11 protein-coding genes and 1 pseudogene are annotated in these 11,483 nt (G+C 72.6%); 7 read left to right on the plus strand and 5 right to left on the minus strand.

The window, feature by feature from the left end; all coding sequences use genetic code 11:
- Positions 1–47 precede the first annotated feature (47 nt).
- Positions 48–1,838 (plus strand): GMC family oxidoreductase N-terminal domain-containing protein, encoded by a 1,791-nt coding sequence (locus ACIO6U_RS33380; protein ID WP_391050455.1) that lies wholly within the window; start codon positions 48–50, stop codon positions 1,836–1,838.
- Between the two features lie 501 nt (positions 1,839–2,339).
- Here the strand turns inward: ACIO6U_RS33380 and ACIO6U_RS33385 are convergent.
- A complete protein-coding gene (locus ACIO6U_RS33385; RefSeq protein ID WP_401724856.1) occupies positions 2,340–2,693 on the minus strand; it encodes a chorismate mutase in 354 nt (117 codons plus the stop codon).
- Between the two features lie 294 nt (positions 2,694–2,987).
- Between ACIO6U_RS33385 and guaA the strand changes: the two genes are divergently transcribed.
- The gene (gene guaA, locus ACIO6U_RS33390; protein WP_355336815.1) at positions 2,988–4,592 is read left to right on the plus strand and encodes a glutamine-hydrolyzing GMP synthase; all 1,605 of its coding nucleotides are present in this window, start codon (positions 2,988–2,990) and stop codon (positions 4,590–4,592) included.
- A 7-nt stretch (positions 4,593–4,599) separates the two neighbouring features.
- Here guaA and ACIO6U_RS33395 read toward each other — a convergent pair whose 3' ends face one another.
- Positions 4,600–4,959: a hypothetical protein gene (locus ACIO6U_RS33395; RefSeq protein WP_355336816.1), complete on the minus strand. Its 360-nt coding sequence runs from the start codon at positions 4,957–4,959 to the stop codon at positions 4,600–4,602.
- A gap of 201 nt (positions 4,960–5,160) precedes the next feature.
- Between ACIO6U_RS33395 and ACIO6U_RS33400 the strand changes: the two are divergent.
- Positions 5,161–5,643: pseudogene (locus ACIO6U_RS33400) on the plus strand (DoxX family protein); the annotation flags it as partial.
- A 46-nt stretch (positions 5,644–5,689) separates the two neighbouring features.
- Here the strand turns inward: ACIO6U_RS33400 and ACIO6U_RS33405 are convergent.
- Together ACIO6U_RS33405 and ACIO6U_RS33410 are read right to left on the minus strand one after the other, a co-directional pair.
- Positions 5,690–5,908 carry a hypothetical protein gene (locus ACIO6U_RS33405; RefSeq protein WP_355336817.1) on the minus strand — a complete coding sequence of 73 codons (219 nt, stop codon included), beginning with the start codon at positions 5,906–5,908 and terminating at the stop codon, positions 5,690–5,692.
- On the minus strand, positions 5,905–7,371 hold the full coding sequence (locus ACIO6U_RS33410; protein ID WP_401724860.1) for a PspC domain-containing protein: 1,467 nt from the start codon (positions 7,369–7,371) through the stop codon (positions 5,905–5,907). Before ACIO6U_RS33410 ends, ACIO6U_RS33405 begins: the two co-directional genes overlap by 4 nt.
- Positions 7,372–7,505: 134 nt before the next feature.
- Between ACIO6U_RS33410 and ACIO6U_RS33415 the strand changes: the two genes are divergently transcribed.
- From ACIO6U_RS33415 to ACIO6U_RS33430, 4 genes are all read left to right on the plus strand, one after another.
- Complete coding sequence (locus ACIO6U_RS33415) at positions 7,506–8,945, plus strand: PspC domain-containing protein (protein WP_401724861.1); 1,440 nt, start codon at positions 7,506–7,508, stop codon at positions 8,943–8,945.
- Positions 8,942–9,634 carry a response regulator transcription factor gene (locus ACIO6U_RS33420; RefSeq protein WP_188281968.1) on the plus strand — a complete coding sequence of 231 codons (693 nt, stop codon included), beginning with the start codon at positions 8,942–8,944 and terminating at the stop codon, positions 9,632–9,634. The genes ACIO6U_RS33415 and ACIO6U_RS33420 overlap by 4 nt, the downstream gene beginning before the upstream one ends.
- A 101-nt stretch (positions 9,635–9,735) precedes the next feature.
- A complete protein-coding gene (locus ACIO6U_RS33425; protein WP_355336820.1) occupies positions 9,736–10,008 on the plus strand; it encodes a hypothetical protein in 273 nt (90 codons plus the stop codon).
- A gap of 33 nt (positions 10,009–10,041) precedes the next feature.
- A complete protein-coding gene (locus ACIO6U_RS33430; RefSeq protein WP_355336821.1) occupies positions 10,042–10,683 on the plus strand; it encodes a class I SAM-dependent methyltransferase in 642 nt (213 codons plus the stop codon).
- A 10-nt stretch (positions 10,684–10,693) separates the two neighbouring features.
- Here ACIO6U_RS33430 and ACIO6U_RS33435 read toward each other — a convergent pair whose 3' ends face one another.
- A complete protein-coding gene (locus tag ACIO6U_RS33435; protein WP_391163394.1) occupies positions 10,694–11,422 on the minus strand; it encodes a methyltransferase domain-containing protein in 729 nt (242 codons plus the stop codon).
- Between the last annotated feature and the right edge of the window lie 61 nt (positions 11,423–11,483).

Here is an 11,483-nt window from a genome sequence, read left to right on the forward strand (position 1 = left end):
GACCCGGCCGGACCGGACGAGTCCCGCACCGACGCACGGAGGATCACGTGTCACAGGAAGACGGCTACGACTACGACGTCGTCGTCATCGGCTCCGGCTTCGGCGGCTCCGTCTCCGCGCTGCGGCTGACCGAGAAGGGCTACCGGGTCGGCGTGCTGGAGGCCGGCCGCCGCTTCGCCCGCGACGAACTGCCGAAGAACTCCTGGGACGTCCGCAACTACCTGTGGGCGCCCGCGCTCGGCCTCTACGGCATCCAGCGCATCCACGTCCTCGGCAACGTCCTGGTGCTGGCGGGCGCGGGCGTCGGCGGCGGCTCGCTGAACTACGCCAACACCCTGTACGTGCCCCCGAAGGCGTTCTTCGAGGACCGGCAGTGGGGCGCGATCACCGACTGGCAGCAGGAGTTGGCGCCGTACTACGACCAGGCCCAGCGGATGCTCGGGGTGCGCACCAACCCCACGCTCACCCCCTCGGACGAGCATCTGAAGGCGGCGGCCGAGCGGATGGGCGTCGGCGACAGCTTCCACCTCGCGCCGGTCGGGGTGTTCTTCGGCGACGGCCAGGACGCGGGCGGCGCGTCGAAGGCGGCGCCCGGCGGCGAGGTGCCCGACCCGTACTTCGGCGGAACCGGCCCCGCGCGGCGGGCCTGCACCGAGTGCGGCGAGTGCATGACCGGCTGCCGGCACGGCGCGAAGAACACCCTCACGGAGAACTATCTGCACCTCGCCGAGCGGGCGGGCGCCGTCATCCACCCGATGACCACCGTCACCGACCTCACCGAGGACCCCGAGGGCGGCTACCGTGTCACCGCCGTCCCCACCGACCAGCGCAAGAAGGGCGAGCGGGCGGTGCTGAGGGCCCGTCAGGTCGTGGTCGCGGCGGGCACGTACGGGACGCAGACGCTGCTGCACGCGATGCGCGACGGCGGCCGGCTGCCCGGCATCTCGGCGAAGCTCGGCGAGCTGACCCGTACCAACTCCGAGGCGCTGGTGGGCGCGCAGACCTCCACCCGCCGCTACCGCAAGCGGCACCCGGACCGCGCGCTGGACTTCACCAAGGGCGTCGCGATCACCTCGTCCGTGCACCCCAACGACCACACCCACATCGAGCCGGTCCGCTACGGCAAGGGCTCCAACGCGATGGGGAATCTGTCGATCATGGCGGCGCCGTACGGCGGGAAGGTGCCGCGCTGGGCCGAATTCGCCGTCAACTACCTGCGCCACCCGGCGGTCGGCCTCCGCTCGCTGTCCAACTTCCACTGGTCGGAGCGGACGATCATCGGCCTGGTCATGCAGACCAGCGACAATTCGCTGACCACCTACCGCAAGGCCAAGGGCCTGGGCAAAGGGCTGCTGACGGCCCGTCAGGGTCACGGCGCTCCCAACCCGACGCACATCCCGGAGGGCGCGCGGGCCGCGGAGTTGATAGCCGAGGAGATCAACGGCTTCGCGGGCAGCAATGTCGGCGAGGCCACCGAACGCCCCATGACCGCGCACTTCCTGGGCGGCTGCCCGATCGGCGAGGACGCGGACCACGGCGTCATCGACCCGTACCACCGGCTCTACGGGCACCCGGGCATCCATGTGGTCGACGGTTCGGCCGTCTCGGCGAATCTCGGCGTCAATCCGTCGCTGACGATCACCGCGCAGGCGGAGCGCGCGATGTCGCTGTGGCCCAACAAGGGCGAGGCGGACCCGCGTCCGGCCCAGGGCGAGGGCTACCGCAGGATCGCCGCGGTACGGCCCGCCGCCCCGGTGGTGCCGGAGGGAGCCTTCGGCGCGCTGCGGCTTCCGATGCTGCCGGTCCCCGCGGTGCCGCCCAGGTCCGCGGCAGAGTGACGCGGCTGAACCGGCTGAACCGGCTGAACTGCCTGAACTGACTGCGGTGACTGACGCGTTCGGGTGACGCGTCCGCGCGCGCCGACGCGTACCCGTGCGCACGGGCACGCGCTGTGTCACCCGATCGTGGACGGGAAGTCCGTGCCGGGAGCCGTACATGAGTAATGTGGGTTCTCGCAGAGCGGCCGGATCCAAGCGTCCCCGGAGCCGACCGCCTCTTTGAGTCGTGACCGGGCTGCTGTCCCCTGCCGTCCGGTCACATAGCACCGACACGAGGTCCCACGGCGACCGCACACCTGCGGTCGCCTCATCGCATCGGTCACACCCCGCCTAGCTGCGTCTAGGCGGTGTCCAGTTCCACGCGTGGTGTTGGGTTACCGCCCCTGGATGGCACGGACACCACCTCCAACGAAGCCATCGCGGGCCGGTCACGTGCCGTACGGGTGATGCCGCTCGAAAGGGCGAAACGTCACGCCTCGCGGGCCGCTCCGGCCGCGCCGCTCACACCTTGCCGCGGCACAGTTCCAGCAGCGTCATCGCCAGTGACGTGCCCGGCCTCCCCAACTCCGCGCTGTAGTGCGTCAGCACCTCCATCTCGCGGTTCAGGCTCACCCGGCGACCGCCGGACGTCATGCGGGCGCGCTGGATGTCGGCCGACTCGGTCATCCGTTCCCTGACCAGGCCGATGATCCGGGTGTCGAGATCGTCGATCCGCCGCCGCTTGCGCGCGATGACCGCGTCCGCGGACTCCGGGACGCCGTGGGTGTCCGGGGCGCTCTCGGTGCCCGCGGTCGCGGGGGCCGGGGCCGGAATGGGGGCCGGGACGGAGATAGGTGTCGGGGTCGGGGTCGTCATGTCTGCTCTCCTCGGGAGGGGCGGGCGGCGCCGCGGGCCTCGGGTCCCGGGGGAGCGAAACGACAGGCGCCCCGGGCCGTCCGGCCCGGGGCGCCTGGGAAGTCGCTCGTCAGCTCACGCGACGCGACCATGGCAGCCGGACCAGCCGGTGCCATAGGTAAACGTGACGCTGTGCGTGTGCATGGCGTCAGTGTGCCCCCCTCGCCTCCCGCGGGGCAAGCCGGGGGAAGGAGGGAGTCCGCCGCCCCGGTAGAATCGGGTCCTATCCCCGTTGGAACCGCCGGAAGGCACACCGTGGTAACGCCAGTCGCCCCCGCCCCCTCGTCGGGCACACCGGATACACCGGACCTGGTCCTGGTCGTGGACTTCGGTGCGCAGTACGCGCAACTGATCGCGCGCCGGGTCCGTGAGGCCCGGGTGTACAGCGAGATCGTGCCCTCCACGACGCCGGTGAGCGAGATGCTGGCGAAGCGGCCGAGCGCGATCATCCTGTCCGGCGGCCCGTCCTCGGTCTACGAGCCGGGCGCCCCCACCCTGGACCCGGCGATCTTCACGGCGGGCGTCCCCGTCTTCGGCATGTGCTACGGCTTCCAGCTCATGGCGACGGCGCTCGGCGGGACCGTCGACAACACCGGGGCGCGGGAGTACGGCCGCACCGCGCTGGCCGTCTCCAAGCCCGGCTCCACCCTCTTCGAGGGCACCCCCGCCGAGCAGTCGGTGTGGATGTCGCACGGCGACGCCTGCTCGGCCGCGCCCGAGGGCTTCGCCGTGACGGCGTCCACCGACGTGGTGCCGGTCGCCGCGTTCGAGAACGACGAGAAGCGGCTGTACGGCGTCCAGTACCACCCCGAGGTGCTGCACTCCACGCACGGCCAGCAGATCCTGGAGCACTTCCTCTACCGCGGCGCGGGCCTCGCGCCGACGTGGACGACCGTCAATGTCGTGGACGAGCAGATCGCGCTGATCCGCGAGCAGGTCGGCAGCAGCCGGGCCATCTGCGGGCTGTCCGGCGGCGTGGACTCCGCGGTCGCCGCCGCCCTCGTCCAGAAGGCCATCGGTGACCGGCTCACCTGCGTGTACGTCGACCACGGTCTGATGCGCAAGGGCGAGACCGAGCAGGTCGAGAAGGACTTCGTGGCCGCGACCGGCGTCCAGCTCAAGGTCGTGGACGCCACCGACCGCTTCCTGGACGCGCTCGCCGGGGTCAGCGACCCGGAGCAGAAGCGGAAGATCATCGGCCGGGAGTTCATCCGGGTCTTCGAGCAGGCGCAGGCGGAGATCGTCGCCGAGGCGCCCGGCGACGAGCCGGTGGAGTTCCTGGTCCAGGGCACCCTCTACCCGGACGTGGTCGAGTCCGGCGGCGGCACCGGCACCGCGAACATCAAGTCGCACCACAATGTCGGCGGCCTGCCCGAAGACCTCCAGTTCACGCTCGTCGAGCCGCTGCGCAAGCTGTTCAAGGACGAGGTGCGGATGGTCGGCCAGGAGCTGGGCCTGCCCGAGGAGATCGTGCAGCGGCAGCCGTTCCCCGGCCCCGGGCTCGGCATCCGGATCGTCGGCGAGGTCACCCGCGACCGGCTCGACCTGCTGCGCGAGGCCGACGCCATCGCCCGCGAGGAGCTGACCGCGGCCGGGCTCGACCGCGACATCTGGCAGTGCCCGGTGGTGCTGCTCGCCGACGTCCGCTCCGTCGGCGTCCAGGGCGACGGCCGCACCTACGGCCACCCGATCGTGCTGCGCCCGGTCTCCTCCGAGGACGCCATGACCGCGGACTGGTCGCGGCTGCCGTACGAGGTGCTGGCGAAGATCTCCACCCGGATCACCAACGAGGTGGCCGACGTCAACCGCGTGGTGCTCGACGTGACGAGCAAGCCGCCGGGCACCATCGAGTGGGAGTGACGCGCGTTCAGTGCGCCGCCAGGCTCTCGCGGGCCGCGGTGACGTAGCGGCTCCTGGCCGCCTTGTACTCCTCCCACGCGCTGTCCGGGATCTCGTCCATATCGTAGAAGGACCGGATGCGGCCGACCAGGGCCTTCGCCTCGGTGAGCGGGCCGCCGCCCTCGATGTCCAGCACATTGAGGGCGGCCTGGGTCCTGCCGTACGCGGCCTCCGTACGCTCCAGGAGGTCGGCCCTGTCGGTGTGGTCGCCCTGCCTGCGGTGCCAGACGACGGACGCCTCCTCGTCGGTCGCGGTGAGGAAGTCCGCGTAGTCGTCGCGGTGGGCCAGGTAGATCGTCAGGTCGTACGGCAACTCGGATACCTCCACCCGTCGGGTCCGTGCGATGCCTGAGTATCGGGGGCGGGGCCGCGTACTGCCAGAGACGTGCGGGTCTTTCTGCGGTCCCGCGCTTTGTGGCCGCCGCCTTGAGTGACAGCCGCCGGGCGTACGTATGTCCCTCCGAGGGCGCCGTACCGGCAGAATCGTTCTCATCAGGGAACGCACGGGCGGCGGGATTGGCGGAACACGATGCTCGAACGGCTCGACGTCCGGCGGGACACCGCCCGTCGCTACGCACTGCTGCCGCTGCGGATCTTCCTCGGCGTCACGTTCATCTACGCCGGGCTCGACAAGCTGACCAGCGACACCTTCTTTACCGACTCCGCGAACGGCTCGCTGGTGCAGATCCTGCACGGCGCCCACGACACCGCGGCGATCCCCGCGATGATCGACCTCGCGCTGAAGGCGCCGCACGGCTTCGGGTACGCCATCGCGCTCGGTGAGACAGCGGCGGGGCTCGGCACGCTGTTCGGGCTCCTCGGCCGGGTCGCCGCCCTCGGCGGCGCGCTGGTCTCGCTCAGCCTGTGGCTGACGGTGAGCTGGTCCTCGACGCCGTACTACTACGGCAACGACCTCGCGTATCTGATGGCCTGGCTGCCGCTGGTGCTCGCGGGCACGCCCTACCTGTCGCTGGACGCGCTGCTCGCGCGGCGGCGCGGCAAGGGCGGCGGCGCGGTGCCGGGGCCCGGCGCGCACGCCGCCGACGGCTCGGGCTCCGCTACGCGCGGCGGCGCTTCCGGCGCCCCCGTACCGCCCTCACGACCTGTGTGACGATCGCGGTGGCCACCGTCAGGGCCAGACCGCTGACGACGAGCGGGACGGAGTCCTCGGGCCGCAGGTCCCAGACCTGGCAGGCGTCGAGGATGAAGCACGCCGTCAGCCAGAGCAGCACCAGGCCCATGACCAGGACGGCGGGTTCGAAGCGGTGCCTTCTCATCGGTTCACCTGTCCTGCGGGCGGGCCGGGCACGCCGGGTACGGGCACGTGGCGCGCGCCGGGTACGGCGGGCGCGGTCGGCGCGAGCGGGGCCGTCCCCGTACCGGTCCCGGCCGTGGCGGGCTCGATCCGCAGGTCACCGGCGCCGATCCGCACGTGGACGTTGACCGTGCCGGTGTTCATGGTGCCCGCGGGCGGGGCGAAGACGACCGGCACGGCCCCTTCGCTGTTGACGTTCAGCCCGCCGTGGTCCTTCTCCGGCAGGCGGATGGCGCCGACGGCGACGTGGTAGGTCAGGCGCACGGTCGCGTCCTTGGGCAGTCTGATCAGCACTTCGCCGACGCGCAGGTCGACCCGTGTGTTGACCGTCCTGCCGTCGAGCGTCAGGTCGGTCAGGTCGAGGACGCCCTGTCCGCTGCCGCGTTCGTACGTCGGCTGGACGGCGGCGGCGGTCATCGGCCTCCAGGTGTCGCGCCACCCCGCGTTGTCGTGCGGCACCGACGCGGTGCCGATCAGCCCGGCGAGGGTCAGCAGGGTGAAGAAGACGGTGCCGCCGCGCGCCCGCCCGGCGAACGACGCGACGACGAAGGCCAGGCCGAAGACGCCGAGCACCGCGATCAGGCCGATCTCGACGCTCACGGCGGGAGACTGGTACGGCGCCGCGGCCCCGGTGCCGATCGCGCCCGCCGCCACGACCAGCACGAAGACGGTCAGGCCGAAGACCCACGAGCTCTCCTTCTTGCGGGCCGCGCGCTTGCGCTCCCGCCAGGCGACCTTGTCCTCGTCACCGTAGGGGCCGTCGTCCGGGCCCCACAGATACGACGGCTCCTTGGTCAGCGGGCCGCGCCACCAGGACGCGGAGCCGCCGGGCTCCGGCGGCGCCTGCACGGCGGGCGGCGCGTCCACCACCGCGCTCGCCGCGCCCGACGGGGAGGCGGCCTCGCCCGCGGCCTGCCGACGCCGTACCTGGGCCCAGTAGTAGACGGCGCCGGTCGTCGCGGCCAGCAGGATCAGTGAGAACGCCTGGTCGTCGCCGTTGTCCAGCATCGAGGCGTACAGCCCGCAGCCGACCAGCGCCATCAGCACGGCGGTCAGCGGCGCGCCCTCGATCCGGCCGGACAGCAGCCGCTGCGCCTCGCTCTGCCGCTCGCCCTCCAGCGGGATGACCAGCCAGCCCATGCCGTAGATGATCAGACCTATGCCGCCGGTGAGGGAGAGAACGGCCAGCACCACGCGGAAGATCACCGGGTCGATGTCGAAGTAGCGGCCCGCTCCGTCGCACACGCCCGCGAGGACTTTGTGGTCGCGGCCACGGGTCAGCCGCCGCTTGGGCGCGGCGCTGTCGCCGTCCGGGCCGCCGGTGCCGCCGGTGCCGAGGTCGCTGCCATCGGCGTCGTCGGCGCGCGGTGCACTCGGCCGGTCGCGCGGCTCGTCGCTCGGCTCTTCGGGTGGCTGGTCCGTCATACGACCATGGTGACGGTTCGCGGGGGCGGCCGGCATCGGCCCCGACCCTGGTACGTCCCTGATCCGTACCCTGCCCTACCCCTGGGGGGACAACCCTGATGCCCCGGGCGGCCCGGACGTGTGACGATCGGGGTATGTCAGCGAGCAGCCCGGCCGGAGCGTCCGGCATGCCCGGAGCGTCCCGTATGCCGGGCGGGTCCGGCGGACCCGGCGTGCCGGGCGGCCCCGGTCCCGGTGGTCCCGGCCCGGGCGGCTCCGGCGGTCCCGGTCTCGGCGGGCCCGGTGCTCCGCGCGGTCCCGGCGGTCCCAGCGGGGCGTCCTTCCTCTCCTCGCCCCTGTCCTCGCACGAGCCGGGGGACTCCGGGGTGCGCAAGCTCTACCGCAGCTCCGAGGGGCGGATGGTCGGCGGCGTCGCGCGCGGCCTGGCCGGGCACTTCGGCCTGCCCGTGCTGTGGGTACGCGGCCTGTTCGTGCTGCTCGCCTGCTTCAACGGCATCGGCGTGCTCCTCTACGCCGTCTTCTGGTTCTTCGTACCGCTCGGCGTCGGCGGTGTCGCCATGGCCAAGGAGCCGCGCGACGCCCGCTCGTGGCTGGCGGGCAAGCGGCCCGACAAGGGCCAGATCATGGCCCTGATCGCGCTGGCCGTCGGCGCGGGCATCCTCATCGACAACCTCAACCTCGGCGCCGCCAACCGCGCCGTGTGGCCGCTGCTGGTCATCGGCCTCGGTGTCGCGCTGGTCTGGCGGCAGGCCGACAACGCCCGCAAGGCCCGCTGGGTCGAGATGAGCCACGGCAAGCGGTTCTGGCCGCTGGCCCGCGCGGCGGCCGGTGTCGCCCTGGTCGTCGCGGGCGTCACCGGCTTCATCGTGGTGCGCGGCTCCGGCAGCCACCTCGGCGGCATCCTCCAGGCCGCGCTCGCCGTCCTCGTCGGCGTCGCCCTGATCGCGGGCCCCTACCTGGTCCGTATGACACAGGACCTGTCGGCGGAGCGGCTGATGCGCATCCGCGCCCAGGAGCGCGCCGAAGTCGCCGCCCACGTCCACGACTCGGTCCTGCACACCCTGACCCTCATCCAGCGGCACGCCGACGAACCCCGCGAGGTCAACCGGCTGGCCCGCGCCCAGGAACGCGAGCTGCGCGCCTGGCTCTACCGCCCCGAGGGCACCGGGCGCGACGACGAGCCGACGACGGTCGCCGAGGGCGTACGCGCCGCAGCCGCCGAGGTCGAGGACGCGCACGGCGTCCCGGTCGAGGTCGTCTGCGTCGGCGACTGCCCGCTGGACGAGAAGCTGGCGGCGCAGATGCAGGCCGCGCGGGAGGCGATGGTGAACGCGGCCAAGTACGGTGGCAGCGGACCCGTTCAGGTCTACGCGGAGGTGGAGGGCGTCAAGGTGTTCGTCTCCGTGCGCGACCACGGCCCCGGATTCGACCTCGACCAGGTGCCGGACGACCGCATGGGCGTCCGCGAGTCGATCATCGGCCGGATGCAGCGCAACGGCGGCGAGGCCCGGCTGCGGGCCGCACCCGGCGGCGGTACGGAAGTCGAACTGGAGATGGAGAGGGTGGCGGCATGAGCACACCGAGTGCGCCTTTGGCGGGGGAGCGGCGGGTACGGGTGGTGCTCGTCGACGACCACCGGATGTTCCGTACCGGGGTCCAGGCGGAGATCGGCGCCACCGAGGAGACCGGTGTCGAGGTCGTCGGCGAGGCCGCCGACGTCGACCAGGCGGTCAGTGTCGTCACCGCGACCCGGCCCGAGGTCGTCCTCCTCGACGTGCACCTGCCCGGCGGCGGCGGTGTCGAAGTCCTGCGCCGCTGCGCCCCGTTGGCCGCCGACCCCGACAACCCGGTGCGTTTCCTGGCCCTTTCGGTCTCCGACGCGGCCGACGACGTCATCGGTGTCATCCGGGGCGGCGCGCGCGGTTACGTCACCAAGACCATCACCGGGCCCGACCTGATCAACTCGATCTTCCGGGTGCGCGACGGAGACGCCGTCTTCTCCCCGCGGCTGGCCGGTTTCGTGCTGGACGCCTTCGCGTCCACCGACGCCCCGCCGGTCGACGAGGACCTGGACCGGCTCACCCAGCGCGAGCGCGAGGTCCTGCGCCTGATCGCGCGCGGCTACGCGTACAAGGAGATCGCCAAGCAGCTCTTCATCTCGGTCAAGACCGTCGAGTCCCATGTCTCGGCCGTCCTGCGCAAGCTCCAGCTCTCCAACCGCCATGAGCTCACGCGGTGGGCGACGGCACGGCGCCTGGTCTGAGCCGGGCGCGCATGCCGGAGCCCGCAGGAGAGCCCGTACGTGAACCTGGCCGCGAGCCCGCAGGAGAGCCTGGCCGCGAGCGTCGCGTCACGCCCGGGCGTGTGCTGTGGCTGGCGTGCCTGGTCCTCGTGTGGGCGCTGCTGCTGCTGGCCGGGGTGCTGGACGTCGTCGCCTTCGTCGCCAGCGCGTCCGACACCCCTTACCAGGGCCGGGCCGACGACCGTACCGCCGCCTGGTGGACGCTCTTCGGTCTGGTGATCCCGCTGGCCTTCCTGGCCGCCGTCCTGACCTCCCTGGAACGACGCGCCCGCCGTCGCCGCGGCGGTCCGCCGGGCGGTGACCGCAGGTCGCTGACGGACGGCAGCGTCGGATAAGCGGTGTCAGAGGGCGGCGATACGGTCGCCCGCATGACGGAATCCACCGACCTGACGGACATCCGCGCGGCCTACGACACCGTCGCCGACAGCTACGCCGACCTGCTGCGGGACGCGCTGGCGGCCGGCGTCCTGGACCGCGCGACGCTGGGGGCGTTCGCCGAACTGGCCCAGCGGGGACGGCCGGTGGCGGACATCGGATGCGGCCCCGGCCGGATCACCGGGTATCTGGCGGAGCTGGGACTCGACGTCTTCGGCGTCGACCTCTCGCCCGAGATGGTCGCCGTGGCCCGCCGCGATCTGCCCGGACTGCGCTTCGACGTCGGCTCGATGACCGACCTGGACCTCCCGGACGGCTCCCTCGGCGGCCTCGTCGCCTGGTACTCGATCATCCACCTGCCCCCGCGCCTGCTGCCGCGCGTCTTCGCCGAATTCCACCGCGTCCTGGCCCCCGGCGCCCCGCTCGCCGTGGCCTACAAGATCGGCGACACCCGCCACCACCTCTCCCACGGCTACGGCCACCCCATCTCCCTCGACGTCTACTGGCATCCCCCCGCCCGTATCACCGCCCTCGCCGAATCCGCCGGCCTCACCGTCACCGCCACCACGACCCGCGCTCCGGCCCCGGACGAACGCCAGCCCCAGGGCTACCTGTTGGCGGCCAGGCCCGTCTGAAGGGCGGGGGTCAGGCCAGGGCGACGGTGATGATCTCGCGGCTGGCCGGGGTGACCGGGGTGCGGGGCCAGTCGCCGTAGCGGGACTCGGTGCGGAAGCCCGCGGCGGTGAGGAAGGTGTCGAGGGCGGGCTCGGAGAGGAAGCGGAGGGTGGAGCGGTCGGTATGGAGGGGGGTGCCGTCCGGGGCGGCGGTGGTGGTGGTGAAGGTGACGAGGTCGGGGGTGACGGAGTCGACGCTGTGCCAGACGCGGAGCGGACCGGCGGTGGGGTGGGTGGTCGTGACGGGGTGACCGGGGGTCCAGGACAGCCAGGCGCGGGCCTGGGGGTGGCGGGTCTCGAAGACGAAACGGCCGCCGGGGCGCAGGGCGGCGCGGACGGCGGCGAGCGAGTCGCGGATGTCGTCGTCGGTGAGCAGGCACTGGAAGGCGTGCCCGGTCATGATCGCCAGGTCGAAACCGGCGCCGGGCGGGGCGTCGGCGGCGCGGCCGTCGAGCCACTCGATGTCGGTACGGCGCCGGGCCCGGCGCAGGGACGGGGGGTGCGGGTCGAGGCCGACCAGACGGCCGCGGTGGCCCAGCGCCCGCGCGTGATGCAGCGTCATGCCGGTGCCGCAGCCCACGTCGAGAACGGAGTCGGCGGCCATGACCAGGTCGGTGTAGAACCGGTCGCCGGGTGACCGCTCGGGGTCCCACTGATTGAGCAGGTCGTAGAGCACGGCATCGTCGTCGTCGGTGAACACCGGGACAGTATTGAGGCGCGGCCGTCCGCGGCCAACCGGTTATTCCGGCCGCCGGGAAGGT

Source organism: Streptomyces sp. NPDC087422 (genome assembly GCF_044744145.1).
Taxonomy (GTDB): domain Bacteria; phylum Actinomycetota; class Actinomycetes; order Streptomycetales; family Streptomycetaceae; genus Actinacidiphila.